Source organism: Rummeliibacillus pycnus, from assembly GCF_050459865.1.
GTDB lineage: Bacteria > Bacillota > Bacilli > Bacillales_A > Planococcaceae > Rummeliibacillus > Rummeliibacillus pycnus_B.
The window spans coordinates 1-18,608 of record NZ_JBCMNM010000112.1 but is presented as its reverse complement, the minus strand read 5'-3'; the positions used below and the strand labels follow the sequence as shown (position 1 = coordinate 18,608).

At 33.2% G+C, this 18,608-nt stretch carries 15 protein-coding genes; 13 read left to right on the top strand and 2 right to left on the bottom strand.

From position 1 onward, the window contains the following. Positions 1-62 precede the first annotated feature (62 nt). The 3 genes from ABE048_RS19525 to ABE048_RS19515 all read left to right on the top strand — a co-directional run bounded on the left by ABE048_RS19525 (position 63) and on the right by ABE048_RS19515 (position 2,702). Positions 63-323 carry a hypothetical protein gene (locus ABE048_RS19525; RefSeq protein ID WP_430312969.1) on the top strand — a complete coding sequence of 87 codons (261 nt, stop codon included), beginning with the start codon at positions 63-65 and terminating at the stop codon, positions 321-323. 191 nt (positions 324-514) lie between these two features. Continuing rightward, complete coding sequence (locus ABE048_RS19520) at positions 515-1,258, top strand: 3-hydroxybutyrate dehydrogenase (RefSeq protein WP_430312968.1); 744 nt, start codon at positions 515-517, stop codon at positions 1,256-1,258. A gap of 211 nt (positions 1,259-1,469) precedes the next feature. Next, a complete protein-coding gene (locus tag ABE048_RS19515) occupies positions 1,470-2,702 on the top strand; it encodes an ATP-binding protein (RefSeq protein WP_430312967.1) in 1,233 nt (410 codons plus the stop codon). A gap of 189 nt (positions 2,703-2,891) precedes the next feature. Here ABE048_RS19515 and ABE048_RS19510 read toward each other — a convergent pair whose 3' ends face one another. Next, positions 2,892-4,298, bottom strand: coding sequence for a sigma-54 interaction domain-containing protein (locus tag ABE048_RS19510; protein WP_430312966.1), 1,407 nt, complete (start codon positions 4,296-4,298; stop codon positions 2,892-2,894). 468 nt (positions 4,299-4,766) lie between these two features. Between ABE048_RS19510 and ABE048_RS19505 the strand changes: the two genes are divergently transcribed. The 8 genes from ABE048_RS19505 (at position 4,767) to ABE048_RS19470 (ending at position 13,520) form a co-directional block, all read left to right on the top strand. Then, positions 4,767-5,543, top strand: coding sequence for an SDR family NAD(P)-dependent oxidoreductase (locus ABE048_RS19505; RefSeq protein ID WP_430312965.1), 777 nt, complete (start codon positions 4,767-4,769; stop codon positions 5,541-5,543). 98 nt (positions 5,544-5,641) lie between these two features. After that, positions 5,642-7,030 carry an aminomethyl-transferring glycine dehydrogenase subunit GcvPA gene (gene gcvPA / locus ABE048_RS19500; RefSeq protein ID WP_430312964.1) on the top strand — a complete coding sequence of 463 codons (1,389 nt, stop codon included), beginning with the start codon at positions 5,642-5,644 and terminating at the stop codon, positions 7,028-7,030. A gap of 22 nt (positions 7,031-7,052) precedes the next feature. Continuing rightward, positions 7,053-8,627 (top strand): aminomethyl-transferring glycine dehydrogenase subunit GcvPB, encoded by a 1,575-nt coding sequence (gcvPB, locus tag ABE048_RS19495; RefSeq protein ID WP_430312963.1) that lies wholly within the window; start codon positions 7,053-7,055, stop codon positions 8,625-8,627. Positions 8,628-8,784: 157 nt separating this feature from the next. Continuing rightward, complete coding sequence (locus ABE048_RS19490) at positions 8,785-9,579, top strand: transporter substrate-binding domain-containing protein (protein ID WP_430312971.1); 795 nt, start codon at positions 8,785-8,787, stop codon at positions 9,577-9,579. Positions 9,580-9,645: 66 nt separating this feature from the next. Next, positions 9,646-10,323, top strand: a complete 678-nt coding sequence (locus ABE048_RS19485) for an amino acid ABC transporter permease (RefSeq protein ID WP_430312970.1) — start codon at positions 9,646-9,648, stop codon at positions 10,321-10,323. Beyond that, the gene (locus ABE048_RS19480; RefSeq protein ID WP_430312962.1) at positions 10,298-11,020 is read left to right on the top strand and encodes an amino acid ABC transporter ATP-binding protein; all 723 of its coding nucleotides are present in this window, start codon (positions 10,298-10,300) and stop codon (positions 11,018-11,020) included. Before ABE048_RS19485 ends, ABE048_RS19480 begins: the two co-directional genes overlap by 26 nt. Before the next feature lie 43 nt (positions 11,021-11,063). Further along, entirely contained in the window at positions 11,064-12,713 is a 1,650-nt protein-coding gene (locus tag ABE048_RS19475; RefSeq protein WP_430312961.1) for a M20/M25/M40 family metallo-hydrolase, read from the top strand. Positions 12,714-12,767: 54 nt separating this feature from the next. Next, a complete protein-coding gene (locus ABE048_RS19470; RefSeq protein ID WP_430312960.1) occupies positions 12,768-13,520 on the top strand; it encodes an SDR family NAD(P)-dependent oxidoreductase in 753 nt (250 codons plus the stop codon). A gap of 102 nt (positions 13,521-13,622) precedes the next feature. Here ABE048_RS19470 and ABE048_RS19465 read toward each other — a convergent pair whose 3' ends face one another. Next, positions 13,623-13,793, bottom strand: coding sequence for a hypothetical protein (locus ABE048_RS19465; RefSeq protein ID WP_430312959.1), 171 nt, complete (start codon positions 13,791-13,793; stop codon positions 13,623-13,625). A gap of 141 nt (positions 13,794-13,934) precedes the next feature. Here ABE048_RS19465 and ABE048_RS19460 point away from each other — a divergent pair, with 141 nt between their 5' ends. Both ABE048_RS19460 and ABE048_RS19455 read left to right on the top strand, forming a co-directional pair. Continuing rightward, positions 13,935-17,132 carry a BTAD domain-containing putative transcriptional regulator gene (locus ABE048_RS19460; protein WP_430312958.1) on the top strand — a complete coding sequence of 1,066 codons (3,198 nt, stop codon included), beginning with the start codon at positions 13,935-13,937 and terminating at the stop codon, positions 17,130-17,132. Between the two features lie 113 nt (positions 17,133-17,245). Then, positions 17,246-18,466, top strand: a complete 1,221-nt coding sequence (locus tag ABE048_RS19455; RefSeq protein WP_430312957.1) for an ABC transporter substrate-binding protein — start codon at positions 17,246-17,248, stop codon at positions 18,464-18,466. The last annotated feature ends 142 nt before the right edge of the window (positions 18,467-18,608 follow it).

Here is an 18,608-nt window from a genome sequence, read left to right as displayed (position 1 = left end):
GAAGCTAATTCCACATCATCTAACAAGCAGATTAATATGATTAAATTTAGGGGGAAATAGAAATGCTAGTAAAGGGTCAGAATCTAAATATGCCTATCTTTTATTGGATTTTGTTAATACCTATCTTTTTTATTACAAGTTATAAATCTTTATTTTTTGATTGGCATATTCAGCTTTACTATTTCAATGAACTTGAGGATTTTGGACGTTACGTATTTGTATTAGGAATCAGTTTTGTAGAAGCGTTCATTTACGTCTCAATAATTCGTTCGATTGTCTTTTTAGTTCAGAAGATGTTTAAAAATAAATCAACATTATCATAATAATCCATCAAGTTATACAGAGCCATAAATAAAAAGCTGTAATATACAATTTCTAGTTTGTATATTACAGCTTTTTTCTTTTACAGTTTGTTCGCTGTTCTAAAATTAAATGGATAATCATTTAATTTATTATTAACAATTATTTTTACACTCAAATCCTAATTTAGATTTATAACAATGGAGGGAAATAAATGAGAAATGTCATCATTACTGGAGCAGCTGGAGGAATTGGACAAGCGTTAGTGAAAAAATTCGTCGAACAAGAAGATTTTGTATTTGCAGCAGATTTACATCTTGATCAAGCAAAGAAATTAGAAGCACAATATCCAGGACAAGTTCTTGCAATAGAATTAGATGTAACGGATGAAAACTCCGTAAAAGCAGCTATTCAGCTAGTAGCAAGAAAAGGACAAGTAGATGTAGTTGTAAATAATGCAGGTCTTCAACATCGTGATAAAATTGAGGATTTCCCTACAGAAAAATGGGATCTATTGGTGGATGTGATGTTAAAAGGAACCTTCCTTATGACAAAACATGCATTGCCATATATGAAAGAGCAACAATATGGGCGTATTGTAAACATGTCTTCTATTCATGGTACAAAAGCTACACCTGAAAAAGTAGCTTATGTAGCTGCTAAACATGGCGTAATTGGGATTACAAGAGTGACGGCTTTAGAAGGTGCAGAATTTAATATTACTGCAAATGCTGTATTACCAGGACCAGTAAAAACACCGCTCCTTATCAAACAATTAAAGGACTTAGAGGAAAAAGGATTGGATGAAGCTCAAGCATTGGAAGAAATTATTTATCCAAAGCAAGCAATGAAACGTTTTATTACCCCAGAGGAAGTTGCAGATGGAGTGTACTTCTTAACCTCAAACGGAGCATCTGGTATTACAGGCGAAAATTTAAGTGTTTCTGGTGGCATATAAAAATAAAAACTTGATATTTCTATACTCAAGTATTATTGCTATTGTAATAGGCAAATTTGTATTTAATTATCCATCAAGATAATATTTTTTGAAAATAAGGATAATATTGAAAATTTAAAATAAATACAGTATTTTAGATAAACCTATCATTACGGCGGAAGCTATGGTAAAAATAATGTAGATATCAATTTTCTTGGAAGGAAGTACAATCTTGTTTGAACCATTATTGATAAACTTCTTTTTTTTACTTTTGCCGTTCTTATTCTACTTTGTATTTTTTGAAGCAAGAAATCTTCATCATTTTAAACTAATTAACACCATTCTTGCTACAGTAACAATGATCTTATGTATGACATTACCAATACATCTACAAACTGGGTTTATTTTTGATTTGCGGTATATTCCATTTCTTGTCATAGGTTTATATTTTGGATACAAAAATACTCTCCTTCCTTATATAGTGCTTAATCTATATCGTTTCATCATTGGGGGAGATGGCTTCATACAATCATTGCTATTTTCAACTGCCATTTTGGTGGCTGTATCATGTTATCATCGTAAATTTATTTCTTTAAGTGCTAAATATCGCATTCTAGTATCTGCGATTGTATCTTTTTTTACAATGTTCTTTTATCTTTTTACTTTAATTTTTCAAATAGATTTAAATGGGGAGTTTTGGAATTTGGCATTTCATGCTATTGGTACCCATTTAATCATGATGACTGTAATCGTTTGTCTAATTGAGCGTATAATATCGAATATAAAAGCCCGTGAATTGATTATTCAAACAGATCGATACCAGGTAATTAGTGAATTATCAGCTAGTGTAGCACATGAAATTCGAAATCCTCTCACCACTACTCATGGATTTCTACAACTATTAAGTAAATCAGAGTCGATTTCACCGAAAGAAAAGAGTTATGTTGATTATTCATTGCAAGAATTATTACGTGCCGAAAAAATTGTAAGCGATTTTCTCACTTTCTCCAAGCCACAATATGAGAACATGATAGAATCTGACTTAAAAGAAGAAACGGAGTATGCCAAAAATATACTGATTCCTTATGCAAATATGCATAATGTTAAAATACAAATTAGTTTTCACAATTCATTGCATAAAAATTTTGATAAAAGCCAGATGCAACAATGCTTCATTAATTTGTTCAAAAATGGTATAGAAGCAATGAAAGAAAAAGGTGGCATATTAGAAATCGAAGTTTCTGAGCAAAAAAAGAATATCATTCTAAAAATTATAGACTCAGGTATTGGGATGACAGATGAGGAAATTTCATCATTAGGAAAGCCATACTACTCTACGAAAAGGCTAGGAACAGGGCTTGGAATGGTTATGGTTTATAATGCTATTCATAAAGTAGGAGGAAGTATTAAAGTAGAAAGTAAAAAGGGGAAAGGAACTACATTTATTATTGTGATTCCTGTGTAGATGAGTTTTTTTAAAATTTTACATTATACTATATTAATAGGTATTTTGAGTGAACGAAAGTTTTGACTTCTTGATTTCCCTACTGAACGGTAGGATACTACATGCTGAAAAGTATTGAATTACATACCCCTCTGTTGCATTCTTATGCAATGGAGGGGTTTTTAACTTCTTTGACCTACGAAAGAAAATTCAACTTGATGGTATAAAAATAGAGTATTTTTCAATTTTTCTGTATAATGTTCGCATGCTAATCCCTAATTCCTCAGCAACAAGTTTTTTTCCTTCAAAATCAAATCCATACTTTTTTAAAGCATTTATGATTCCTTCTTTTTCCAATGTCTTTAAACTATTTGATTGTATTTCCGTCGATAACCTAGAATCCTCAAAATTTTTAAAAGAAAATGGAAGAGCTGATTCAGTTAATTGATAGGTTTTCTCCATATTCATACTATACTCAATAACATTTTCAAGCTCACGGATGTTGCCGGGCCAGTGATATTGCGATAACCGTTTTAAGTAAGATTCTGAACAGGATTCTATAAACTTACCAGTGCGTTCTTGTAGCCTTTCAATTAATGTTGGTACCAGTATTTCAAGATCATCTTTTCTTTCTCTTAATGGTGGTAAATGGATTGGAATAACATTCAATCTATAATATAAATCAGCTCGAAACTTTTTTTCATTTATTAATTTTTCTAATGATTGATTTGTCGCTGCTATTATACGAACATTAACTTTTTGTGGATGGGTTCCTCCTAATCTTTGTACCATCCCATCTTGTAATATTTTTAATAGTTTTGGTTGTAAATGCAATGGTAAGTCACCAATTTCATCTAAAAACAGAGTTCCCCGATCTGCCAATTCAAAATATCCAGCCTTTCCATTTTTATTTGCTCCTGTGAATGCGCCGTTTTCATAACCAAATAGTTCGCTTTCAAATAATGATTCAGGAATACTAGCGCAATTAATTTCAACAAATTTCCCTTTTCTAAAAATACTTTGTTCATGAATAAGCTTTGCTAATAAAGATTTCCCTGTACCAGTTTCTCCAGTAATAACTACAGAGGAGGAGCTATTTACCACATTTGAAAGTAGTTCTTTTAAATCGTTTAGTTGATTATTATTCCCCAAAATATAATGAATACTATCTTTATCTCGCGCGAAATCTACAGTTAAATTTTTGGGGTTTCCTATAAAAGATATGAGGAGGTCACTTAATAAGGATAACCAATAGTTATAGTAATCTTGTTGAATAATTAATTTTTTTTGTCCTTCGTTTGAAAAACTTACAAATGATAAAAAACCAAAATGAATTTCGTTTTCTGTCATCTTAAATAAAATTTCTGCTTTTGAAGGGCAATTAGATTGAAAATGGCAACCTTTGCACATCTTCATATTTCCAGGATCATTAACAAAACTTAAGTTTTCTTTAAATTGCTTTTTGAAAAAGGGTGAATATACTCTATTTTTTTTCTGGTTAATATATTCTTCTGTTGATGCTATTAGTAAACCTTGGCTATTAAAGAAAGCAATTTCAACTTGTAATAGTTCAGCAAATGCTTTAATCATCTTAGTAATGGAAGACATAAATAACATGAAGTACCCCCTAGAAAATAAGAGTTAGCTGTTTTCAAGTGAATATCTATTAATCAAATTTAACTTTAAATGCAAAGAGAATACTGAGATGGGGTTACATTTTCGGAGAGAGAAGAAAATTAGAAGGAATAAAAAACTATTTGAGAACGTTTATATTCTCGTGTATTACAATATTGTACTATTTTTAAAATAAATGTACAATAAACTATTTTAATAAATACATTCCTTAGTTGATGAAAATACAGTAGATAGAAAGTTGTTAGCTTAAAAGGTCATGAAGTCATTAGAAGAAAGCTCTGACGAACACTTTAGTCAATAGATTAAGAGGGATTGAAATTATTGTCAATTTATTGTCAGAATTGACAAAAATAAAATCAGTATATTTTGATTTTCATTTGATTTATTAACATCTACAAGTTGGCATGCTTTTTGCTTTATAGTTAGTCAAACATATGTAGGAGGGTTTATATGTCAAAGGATTATTTTCAGTTGGATAATAAAGTAGCTATTGTAACAGGTGCAGCATCCGGAATTGGTTATGAAACAGCAAAGTTAATGGCTGAAATTGGTAGTCGGGTTATTTTGCTGGATATAGATGAAAAGAATGGAGAAAGTGCGGCAAAATTATTTAGAGAAGAAGGACTCCATGCAGAATTTATGAAATGTGATGTAACAAACTCAAAAAATTGTTTTGAAGTAAGTGAAACGATTAAAGAAAAGTATGGCCATGTTGATGTTCTTTTTAATAATGCAGGAATTATCAAAAGAAAAACGGTAGTTGATTTAGAAGAAAGTGATTGGGATGCCGTAATTAATGTCTCATTAAAAGGGGTTTATCTACTATCTAAATACATTATTCCTATTATGGCAAAAGGCAATGGAGGAAGCATTATTAATACTGGATCTGGTTGGGGGTTAAAGGGTGGTGACAAAGCGGCTTCATATTGTGCTGCGAAAGCAGGCGTTGTCAATTTGACAAAAGCAATGGCAATTGACCACGGACCACAAAATATTCGTGTGAATTGTATCTGCCCAGGAGATACAGATACTCCATTATTAAGAGGTGAAGCAAAACAATTAAATTTAGACGAGGATGCCTTCTTAAAAGATTCTGCAGTTGGTCGTCCATTATCTCGTTTAGGAACACCTCTTGATATTGCAAAAGGAGTTCTATTCTTAGCGAGTGATTTATCTAGTTGGATTACAGGAACTGAATTAATAGTTGATGGTGGCGGCCTAGCTTAAAGGGGCATACAGTCTAATATTAATTGTGAAATTTAACATTAAGAATTCGTCAAGATTCAAATTTTGATATACCTATATTCGATGAGGGAGGTAATACAATGAATAAAAAGGTACATCCATACATTCCGAACATGGTACCTGAAGTGAAAGAAGAAATGCTAAAAGAAATAGGCATAGAGTCTAGTAAGGAATTATATTCATGCATTCCTGAAGAACTGCTTTTCACAGAAGAGATGAAAATTCCAAAAGCATTAACAGAGTACGAGTTACGAAAACATATTGAAGGATTATTAAATAAAAATATTAGTACAAATGAATATTTGAATTTTTTAGGGGCAGGATGTTGGCAACATTTTATACCTGCAGTTTGTGATGAAGTAAATCAAAGATCCGAGTTTTTAACTGCATATGCTGGTGAACCTTATGAAGATCATGGTAGATTCCAAGCATTATTTGAATATCAAAGTCTTTTAGCAGAACTTGTGGATATGGACGTAGTAAATGTACCGACATTTGACTGGGGGCAAGCAGCAGCAACTGCAATTCGAATGACTGCAAGAATTACTGGAAGAAATAAAGTTTTACTAGCAAAAACAGTAGCACCTGAAAGAGAGAAAATCATAAAAAATTACGGTTCTCCAGAATTGTCATTTTCTTCTATAGCATTTGATCAAGATACGGGATTAATGGATTTAAACGACTTAAAGAAGAAAATTTCCAATGAAGTTGCTGCTATTTACTTTGAAAATCCAGCATATTTAGGTTTTATTGAATCTCAAGGTAATGAGATTTCCAAAATTGCAAAAGAATTTGATGTCTTAATAGTTGTTGGTGTAGATCCGATTTCTTTAGGTATTTTGGCACCACCAAGTCATTACGGGGCAGATATTGTTTGTGGTGATTTACAACCACTTGGAATGCACATGAATTTCAGTGGAGGTCAAGCGGGATTTATTGCAACTCGAGATGAAGAAAAGTATATACATGAGTATCCTTCAAGATTATTTGGTATTATTCCAACGAAAAAGGAAGGAGAATATGGATTCGGTGATGTAGCATATGAACGTACTTCTTTTGCTTTAAGAGAAAAAGGTAAAGAATCAGTTGGAACTCAAACAGCTTTATGGGGAATCACTGCAGGAGTTTATTTATCCTTACTAGGTCCTGAAGGCATGTACGAATTAGGTCAGACAATTATGCAGAATAGTCAATACGTAGTAAAAAATCTAAACAAAATTGATAATGTAAAAGGCTCAAGAATCGTATCTCCATTTTTCAAGGAATTTATTGTAGATTTTAATGATACTGGTTTAACAGTTGAAACGATTAATGAAAAATTATTAACAAAGAAAATTTTTGGTGGTAAGGATCTTTCTAAGGATTTTCCTGAATATGGACAATCAGCGTTATTCTGTGTTACAGAAGTACATTCAAAAGATGATATGGATCGTCTAATCAAGGCAATAAAAGAAATAGTCAATAATTAATCTTCATCAAGGGGGTATTAAATTGAAACCAATCATCCGAAAAGAAAAAGTGCGTGATTTTCATCAAGCTAAATGGAATGAGCCTATTATTTTTGAGCTTCATACAGCAGGAGAAAAGGGGGTTGAGATTCCACTAGCCAATGAGAATGTAATAAATGAAGTGGGCGATGGCATATCGGCAATTCCAAAATCAATGGTTAGATTAGAAAAGCCAAAACTCCCTGAAATTAGTCAAGCAAGAGTGTTACGACATTACTTAAGACTTTCTCAAGAAACATTAGGCTCTGATTTTAACGTTGAGATTGGCCAAGGTACATGTACGATGAAATATATTCCTAAGATTAATGAAATGTTAGTTAGAAATCCAAAAATAATGGAATTGCATCCCCTACAAGCGGAGAGCACGGTACAAGGTACATTAGAAATTATCCATAATTTAGATTTGTGTATGCGTGAGATTTCTGGGTTAGATGCGTTTTCTTTTCAACCAAGTGGAGGAACACAAGCTTTATTTGCTATGGCTTCCATTGTCAGAAAATATCATGAAGATCGTGGTGAAGGGGATCAACGTGATGAAATCATTACAACTATTTTTTCACATCCATCACAAGCTGCTACTGCAGCGGTGAAAGGATATAAAATTATCACATTACATCCTGATAAAGAAGGGTTCCCGAGTCTAGAAAAATTGAAAGAAGTAGTATCTGAACGAACAGCTGGCTTTGTGGTAGCAAATCCAGAAGATACAGGAATCTATAACCCAAAAATAAAAGAATTTACAAAAATTGTACATGATGCAGGGGGAATCTGCTATTACGATCAGGCAAATGCAAATGGTTTATTAGGAATAACTAGAGCAAAAGAAGCGGGATTCGATATGTGTTTCTTTAATCTTCATAAAACATTTGCAGCACCTCATATGTGTGGGGGTCCAGCAACTGGTGCATTAGGAGTTACGGAAGCATTGAAGCAGTATTTACCTGCTCCAATTGTAGAATTTGATGGTGAAAATTATACTTTAAATTTTGATTTAGCAAGTTCTATTGGCAAAGTGAGAGTGTTCCATGGTGTAACTCAAACAATTTTAAGAGCCTACGCTTGGATTCGTTCTTTAGGTGCGGATGGATTAAAAGAGGTTGCTGAAACAGCTGTCCTAAATAACAATTATCTTTACCATAAAATAATAAAGATAAGAGGTGCAAGTGCCCCTTATGTAGTTGGACAAAGATTGGAGCAAGTTCGTTACAGTTGGAAAAAGCTTACGGACGAAACTGGAATTACAACTGAAGATGTACAAAGAAGGATGACTGATTTTGGTCTACATTATTGGACTAGTCATCATCCATATATTGTTCCACAACCTTTTACACTTGAGCCTACAGAATCCTATTCAAAATCAGATTTAGACGAATATATTCATGCGCTTGAAGAAATTTCAAAAGAAGCCTACGAAAATCCAACATTAGTTAAAAATGCACCTTATAATAGTACGATTCATCAATTAGTAGAAAATGATTATTTAGACAACCCTGAAAAATGGTGTATTACTTGGAGACTTTATCAGAAAAAAGTTTTAAATCCTGTATATAATCAATAGAAAAAAAGGGCAATCCATTTTAATAATGATTGCCTTCTTCCTAAAACAAAAATGTGCATTGCTTTTTAATATATTGTTCACCGTGATTAGTAAATAAAATGTCGGTTTAATAAAAATATAAGGGGTGTTTTTATTGAAAAGTAAACTGAATTTGTTAATGATCGTAATGGGGATTTTAATGATTTCTATGCTAGTTGGATGTGGAAAAGGTAGTAATACTGATAAAAAGGAAAATGCAACAGGTAGCAAAAAAACAACAAATATAAAGTTGGTAAACGATGGAAAATTAACTTTTGCAATGAGTGGATTATTGAAACCGCTAAACTATAAAGAAGGAGAAAAGTTAGTTGGATTTGATGTTGAGATAGGTACTGAAATTGCAAAAAGAATCGGATTAGAAGCAAACCCTGTGACAAATCCATGGGAAACTATTTTGCAAGGTTTAAAAGGAAAAAAATACGATGCAATTATCGGTAGTATGACAGCTACAGAAGAAAGAGCAAAGCAAGTAGATTTCTCAGATCCTTACTATATTTCAGGCGCACAAATCTTTATTGCTGAAAATAATAATACGATTAAAACAGATGCTGATTTAAAAGATAAAACAATCGGAGTAATGCAAGCGAGTACTTATGTAGAAGATGCAAAAAAATATACAACTAAAATCAAAAACTTCCCGAGTGATATTTATGCTTTACAGGACTTACCGCCAGGACGCACTGCTGCAGTTATTACTGACCGAGTTGTAGGGGTTTCTGCAATGAAAGAATCTGGTTTGAAAATTAAACCTTTAGGAGAAGTAATTAAAACGGAAAATATTGCGGTTGCAATTAATAAAGATAATCCAGAGTTGTTACAAGCAATCAATGATGCAATTGCCTCCATGGTTAAAGATGGAACCTATGAAAAAATTAGTATGAAATGGTTCGGTGTAAATTTACTTGAAAAGTAAAAGTGTATGAATTTCATTGAATAGATCCTAGGTAGGGGGAGAACATTATTGAATTTTATATCCAATATCACTTCTATATTTCAAACACATGCTATTGAATTTTTGAAGGCGACATTAGTTACAGTAGAGTTAACTATTGTCTCATTAATAATTGCAACGATAATAGGTTTAGTTTTTGCATTCTTTAAAGTTTCTAACATTAAAGTGTTAGGGAAAATTGCAGATTTCTATATATTTATTATTCGAGGAATGCCATTAATTGTTCAGCTAATGTTTTTATACTATGGAATTTCAAGTATTTTCATATTATCAGATTTTACAGCAGGTGCTTTAGCATTAGGTATACATTCAGGAGCTTATATCGCTGAAATCTTTAGAGGGGCAATTCAATCTATTGACCGTGGACAGATGGAAGCCGCAAGATCTCTGGGTATGACCTATATGAAAAGTATGAGACGAATTATTCTTCCCCAAGCTTTTAAAAGAGCAATTCCAGCACTAGGCAATCAATTTATCATAGGTTTAAAAGATTCATCATTAGTGGCCTATATTGCGGTATCAGAGTTATTTAATCATGCTCTATCTGCACAAGCAGCAAATTATATGCCATTTGAGACGTATTTTGTGGTAGGTATTTATTATTTAATTTTGGTTCTTTTCTTCACCATTCTATTCAATAAGTTAGAGAAGAAATTAGATAATGGAGGGAAGAAGAAAAATGATAAAATTGAAGAATTTGCGTAAATCCTTTGATCACGTAGAAGTTCTAAAGGATATCTCATTAGAAGTACAAAAATCCGAGGTGTTAGTATTAATAGGTGCAAGTGGTTCTGGGAAGAGTACTCTTCTAAGGTGTCTGAATTTTCTGGAAATTATAGACAGCGGACAAATTGAGATTAATGGAGAAATAATTGATCCTGAAAAGGCTAATTTAAATAAAGTTCGCGAAAACATGGGGATGGTCTTCCAACATTTTAATTTGTTTCCACATTTATCTGTTTTAGAAAATATCATAGAAGCACCAGTACATGTTAAAAAACAAAACAAAGATGAAGCTAAAAGTAACGCAATCGAATTATTAAAAAAAGTAGGATTATCAGATAAAGTATATTTCTACCCAGATCAATTATCAGGGGGACAAAAGCAAAGGGTTGCAATTGCAAGAGCTCTTGCAATGGAACCGGAAGTAATGTTATTTGATGAACCCACATCAGCATTAGATCCGGAGCTTGTCGGTGAAGTGTTAGAAACAATGAAGAATTTGGCAAAAGAAGGAATGACAATGGTAATTGTTACGCATGAAATGGGATTTGCTCGTGAGGTTTCAGATCGAGTGATTATGTTAGCAGACGGAAGGATTATTGAAGAGGGAACTCCAGATGAATTTTTCAAGAATCCAAAAGAAGAGAGAACACTAAGGTTCTTACAGCAAATTTTGTAGGAAAGGAAAAAAGATTGAAATTATGATAAAGAGGTGTTTTAACATGTTAAATTGTTATGATGATGTACTTGATGTAACAAATAGACTGGTTGAAGTTGAAAGTGTTGTCAATACAAAAGGTGAAATAGCAGTAGCTAAAAAATTGTACAATATGATTTCTTCTTTAAACTATTTTAAATATCACCCATCCCAAGTCTTCTTATCTCAAACAAAAGATGATGAAATTGAACGTTATAATGTATTCGCTTTTATTAAAGGTAAAAAAGGGAATTCAAAGAAGACGGTAATCTTAATGGGGCATACGGATACAGTAGGAATAGAAGACTTTAACACCTTAAAAGATAAAGCCTGTTCACCAAATGAACTGAAAAAAGCATTAACAAAAGAGATAGTTCCAGACTTAGTTAAGGAGCATCTTCAATCGGATAATTGGCATTTTGGACGCGGTGTCCTTGACATGAAGAGCGGGGTAGCAAGTCATTACTATTTATTAAAATATTACGCTGAACATCCAGAAGAGCTAAATGGAAACTTAGTTTTTTTTGCAGAATGTGATGAAGAGGATAGTTCTCATGGAGTTTTGTCTGGTATACAAGATTTACTTTCTTTAAAGGAAGATCAAGGTTTCGATTATCAAGCTCTTATTAATTCGGATTTTGTTGCACCAAGATATGAAGGAGATCCAAATCGATATATTTATAAAGGCACAGTCGGAAAGCTTTTACCATCGTTTTTCATTACTGGAGCAGAGACACATGCTGGATCTAGTTTTGAAGGGCTTGATCCAAATTATATTGCTGCAGAGTTAACGAGACAAATTAGCTATAATCCGGAATTATGTGACAAATCACTTGGTGAAACACCGATGCCGCCTGTTTCATTAAAACAAACTGATTTTAAAGAAACTTACACAATCCAAACTGCTTTATCATCTTATGTATATTACAACTTCTTCATCCAATCTTGGTCACCGAAAGAAGCATTAGAATTATTGAAAAATCAAGCAGAGATCGCTTTCAACAATGCAATAGATCAATTGAAAGAAAGACATCAAAAGTATTGCGAAATTAGTGGCCAACCATTTTCAGAACTCCCATGGAAAACTAGGGTAATCGTTTATGAAGACATGAAGAAAATGCTGTTAGAGGAGAATGGAGAAAAATATTTAGCACATATGAATCAATTTAAAGAAAATCTCCTGTTAGATGAATCACTTGATGTTCGAATGTTTTCTGCAAAGGTTGTAGAAGAGGAATGGAAATGGATGAAAGATAAAAGTCCAGCAATTATTTTATTTTATTCATCTTTGTATTCTCCTCGAATTGATTTAACAGGAAAAAATGAAAAGGAACAAAATTTAATAGACGCATTGGATTTTGCAATAGAAAAGGTCCAACCAAACTATTCAAATCCAATAGTCAAAAGAAATTACTTCCCCTATGTTTGCGATATGAGTTGTGTAGCATTAAGTGATGATGAAGAAGGAATCAATGCAGTTATTGAAAATAATCCAAGTTGGGGTACTAAACATTATGTGAATTATGATAATATCCGTAAAATCAATGTACCAACAATCAACATAGGACCATATGGGTATGATGCACATAATCGCTATGAACGCGTAGAACTTAATTATTCTATGGAAATGGTTCCGAATATTACGAATGAAGTGATTAAAAAAATTTTACAATAACACTTTATAAAACCAATTATAAAATAGAAATAATTTAGGAGAGTGCAAAATACTATGGAAAACGGAAGATATTCTGATAGTCTGCAAGGTAAGCGAGTCGTAGTGACAGGTGGGGCTAGTGGAATTGGACTTGCTACTGCTCTTCGTTTTGCATTAGAAGGCTCCATTGTCACAATTTTTGATTATAATAAAAAAGCTTTAGACAGAATATCAACAGAACATCCATCTATACACTATGGTGTATTTGTGGATGTTAGCAATCCTAATGAAGTGAAGCGAGCTTTTCATGAGGTTGATCATCTAATGGGAGGAATAGATGTATTAATATCTAATGCAGGAATTAGTGTAAGAAATAGATTTATTGATATTACCCCTGAACAGTGGAGAAAAGTAATAGGTATTAATTTAGATGGAATCTTTTTTACAGCTCAAGAAGCAGCTAAGAGAATGTTGCAGCAAGAAAAGGGTGTAATACTGATGACAGCATCAACAAATGGAATAACAGGTCATCCCTATTACACCGATTATAACGCTTCAAAAGCTGGTGTGAATTTATTAGCTAAAACCATGTCATTAGAACTCGCTCCATCAATTCGAGTAAACACGGTTTGTCCAGGGTACGTATTGACTGATATGCAAAGAGCAGAATATACACCAGAAATGTTAGAGAGGGTAAATGAGAATATACCTTTGAAAAGACATGCAGATCCAAGTGAAATAGCTGCTATGTACGCATTTTTAGCTTCAGATGAAGGAGCTTATATTACTGGCCAGAATATCCCGATAGACGGTGGGGAATTAGCATAGAATCTTATGCAACACTAATCTATATGTCGTATAACTGATTATTATTGAAAAAGTTGAAAATCGATTACTTCGGCAATAAACAGCTGCCTGGTAATCGTTTTTTTATTTTTCAATTGTAACTTTTGCTAAGTCATCATGTTCCATTGGTTGTAATTTAAAACCTTTGACATAGCCTACTATTCCAACTGATGGGGTAGTATGTGCAATTGGTACCCATAGAGCATTTTCATGGAAAATTCTTTGAGCTTCTTTGCTAATTCTACACATACCCAAAAATATTCGCTTTGTTCGTCTATTTGAATAGATCTATGAATAATCTAGTATAAAAGTGCAAATACACTATTCTTAAAACATATAACTTTATACTAATATGTTAAAATATTACTTACATAAGGATGTGAAGGAGGTTTCGATATGGAAGACATCATATTGTTATCTAAACTTATTCCACCAGAACCTGCCATACATTACATGAGACGTTCAAAAGTAATGAAAAAATTAGCGAATAGCCATCAAGCAAAGCTCACCATTTTACATAGTGGAGCGGGCTTTGGAAAAAGTTCAGCATTGGCACAATTTTTAGCAGATCAAGTAATAACTTTTTCATGGTATCAAGTGACGGAAGATGATGATGATGTGTTACCATTTTTGCGTCACTTGTTTTATAGTGTACGGCGAGTTCACCCTACTTTTGGAGAGGGTATGAGTGGATGGGATCAGCTTTCGATGTTCCCAAAGGTTGACGAGTTAAACAAACTTTTTACCTTGTTTGTAAATGAATTTTGCAAAATAGAAGAACCATTTTTTGTGGTATTAGATGATTACTTTCTTGTAGATCATATTTTTCATATCCATTACATCATGGAAAAATTCATCCTTCATTTACCGCCGAATATTCACCTCATTATTTCAACTAGAACGTATCCTTCTTGGGGATGTATACGAAATCTACGATTAAAATCTCAATTAGTTGAATGTATAGAAGACGATTTTGTATTCTCTGCTGAAGAAATCCAAGTTTTCTTTGAAGATTATTTCGATCGTCCTATTTCGGAGGATCAAGTTCAGTGTATTCTCCAAACAACTGAAGGATGGGCAATTGCTATATTGTTTCTTGCAACTCAAACTATCGATTTGAAGAAAGCGATCGAGAAATTACAAAGCCCTTCTTCCAATGATTTTTTTCATTATTTATCAGACGAAGTGTTTGAATCCTTGGATGAATATGAAAAGGATTCAATTATGAAATTTAGTATTTTTGAAACATTTTCATATGAAGTAATCGAAGCATTTTACGGTGAACCTTATTCTGAGTTACTTCGAAATCTTGTGCATAAACATGTATTTATCCAACCGTTAAGTGGACATTCAGAATTTCGATACCATATATTATTTCAGCAATTTTTGGAATTGAAAATGATGGAGCAGAAATTAGATGAGTATACTGCATTACATCTAAAAGCGGCTAAGTATTTTACTCAAAAGCAGAACTCAATCCAATCCGTCTTTCACGCAATGAAAACGAAAGATGAAGATTTCATCGCTTCAACATTAATTTGTTTTGCTAATCGATTCATAGAAGATGGGAAGTTTGATTGGTTTATCGAGCGGATTCGTGAATTATCTGAGGAGACGATGGCAGAACATTTTCAACTTTATTATTTTGAAGGGGAAAGTCAACGTTTCCGTGCCCAATATGAAAAAGCAAAAAATGCATACGAAAAATGTATCGTCTTTGCTGAAGAATCCTATTCGTATGATGCTATTTTTAGAGCAAAGGCTGGAATTGCGCATATCTATTTAGATACGATTCAACCAGCACTTGCTGAAAATTATTTACAAGAAGCGCTTGAATTAGTGGAACGGTTCCAATTAGATAAGGCAGATCTTCAGTTTATCCAGAGGCAATATGCAGAAAACTTAGTTAATCTAGGTAGGCCATTTGAAGCCGAAAAGTGGGTATTAGATGTTGGCCTATCACCTGAAATATTGATACAAGGTAATTTAGATGCCAGAATATTATTACGACAAGGCAAAATTCATGAAGCAAAAAATCTCTTAGAGAATCGATTGGACACAAATGGACTATTATCAGACACTTATCGTGAAACGGATGTATTAAACGCGTTCATTTTAATATTGCTAGGAGAACACGAATTAGCATTAGAATTAGCAAATAAAAGTATCGCCAAGAATGAAAATACACATGCACAATATATATTAGCTGTAGCACATCTACGAAAAGGACATACTTTACTTGTTTTGAATCCTTCTAATATAGCTGAAGCCGAAAAATGTTATCAAAAGACAATCGAAATAATGGATCGTATACAGGTGAATCGTGCAAAAGCTGAATCCTATATGGGGTTAGCAATAGTAAAAAGTAGGCAACAACAACTGGATCAAGCAATAATGTATACACAAATAGGTTTAAAAGAAACAGAAAGAGTGCATGATCACTGGGTTTCAGCCTTACTTTATATATCGCTATCGATTATCTATGTGGAGCATGAACACTATGAAGAAGCAAAAGAAGCACTTGAAAATGCAAATAGAAAATTCCAAAATGCAAAAGACTATTTTGGGCGAATGATTGTCCATTTTTGGAAGGCTTATATTGATTACTTGCAAAATGAAGATACTGCATTTACATCAAATTTTAATATATGTATATCTTTAATATTAGAGAAAAATTATCACTTTTTTATTAGGAAGCAACATATCTTTGGCCCAACAAAGAGTATTTTATGGTGGAAAATGTTGCACAAATGGACGACTTTACATGAAAATCCATCCCCTTATACTACAAGGATTTATCAATTATTAGAAGTGGATGATAATCTTCCAGTTCCGAAACATTTATATACAATTCATTTATTAGGAAATTTTACAGTGTATAGAGATGATAAAGAAATCGATGAAAAATCTTGGCATCGAGAAAAAGCGAAAGAGTTATTAATCTATCTCTATTTGAATCAAACAAGATTTGTGTCAAAAGAAGAGATACTAAATTTCTTATGGCCAGATGCTACAGAAGATGCAAGTATGAGAGATTTTAAGGTAGTTTATAATGCTTTATTAAAAGTACTAGAGCCGGGCCGTTTACCTCGAGCTGAAAGTGCCTATGTTATGCGAAAACAGTCAATGTACAAACTGATGACAGCTCATTGTATGACAAGTGATTTAGATTCATTTAAACAATTTATATCTTTTGGGATGCAGGAAAAGGATCCTTATGTTTCGAATGAATGGCTTTTAAGAGGTATTCGAGTTTATATTGGTGAATTTATTACAGACAAACGCCAATTGGAGTGGCTTCAGGATATTCGTGAAGAAATACAACATCTTTATATGGAAGCTATAGAACGAGTGGCACAGAATTATGTCCGTTTAAAAGAATTTAACCAAACCATCTATTGGGCAGAACAGTTGCTGAAACTCGATGATACATGGGAAGAAGCATATCGTTTAATTATGTATGGCTACTATCAGTTACAGAATAGGGCACAAGCTGTAAAATGGTTCGAAAAATGTGAGGAAATTTTAAAGAAAGAATTGAATATTGAGCCGATGGAAACAACCATTCAGATGTACGACATGATCTTAAGATGACCTAGCGTGGATACGTTAGGTTTTTTTATTTGTAACTAATTTGTAACTAGTAACAGTTATGATACATCTACAGCAAGATTGTAAGCGCTTTAAAAATAAGAGGGGGTATATAAATGAAAAAATGGTTGCTCTTTTTAGTAGTTGCAGTAATGGTTTTACTTGCCGCATGTGGAAGTGCCAAAAAATCCAATGGATCTGCATCTAATGAGAAAGAAAAAGAGGGCGGAACAATCAAAGTGGGTGTATTGGCCTCTTTAACAGGTGCGTTGGAATCATACGGTAAACAGACAAAACAAGGCTTTGAACTTGGACTTGATTATGCAACAGATGGCAAAATGGAGGTTGCTGGAAAGAAGATTGAAGTGGTGTGGGAAGACACGGAAACGAAGCCTGAAGTTGCTGTACAAAAAGCAACAAAACTACTTGAGGATGACAAGGTGGATTTCTTAGTTGGTTCATCTAGCTCTGGAGATACTTTAGCTGTCTTACCACTCGCAGAAGAATACGAAAAAATTATGGTGGTAGAGCCAGCAGTAGCAGACAGTATAACAGGTTCAGAATTCAATCCATTTATCTTCCGTACTGCACGTAATTCATCGCAGGACGCATATGCAGCCGCAGCAGCAATTGCAAAAGAAGGAACGAAGATTGCAACATTTGCACCTGACTATGCTTTCGGATTGGATGGCGTGAAAGCATTTAAAACTGCTGCCGAAAAATTAGGCGCAAAAGTGGTATTAGAAGAGTATGCTGACCCAGCTGCAACGGACTTTACTTCTAACCTACAAAAAATTATCAAAGCAAAACCTGATTATTTATTTGTAGTATGGGCTGGTGCAAATTCTCCTTGGAATCAAATTGCAGATCTTAAATTAACCGAAAAAGGTATCAAAATTTCTACAGGCGCACCAGACATTACAGCTCTCCAATTGATGAAGCCACTAGTTGGTATGGAAGGATTCTCTGTGTATTATCATACTTTACCAAATAACAAAGTGAATGATTGGTTAGTAGAAGAACATAAAAAACGATTTAACAATACAGTTCCTGATTTATTTACACCAGGTGGATTCTCCGCTGCTGTAGCGATTGTAGAGGCACTAAAAAAATCTGATGGAGATGCGGACGGCAATAAACTAATTCCGTTAATGGAAGGGATGTCATTCGAAACACCTAAAGGCACGATGACATTCCGAAAAGAAGATCATCAAGCATTACAACCAATGTATTCCATTAAATTAGAAAACCAAAAAGGTGTTGATTACCCTGTACCTGTACTAATTCGTGAACTAACACCTGAAGAGACCGCACCACCAATACTCAATAAAAAATAAAATAAAACTCAATTAAAAGATTAACATCAAAACAAGTTCTTAACTCAATTAATATTTCACAAATAACGTATGCAGAAATTTTTTACTTGATTGTATAAATAGAGAGTGGAGGTTATCAATCTGCTTTCTGCATGATGTGGAA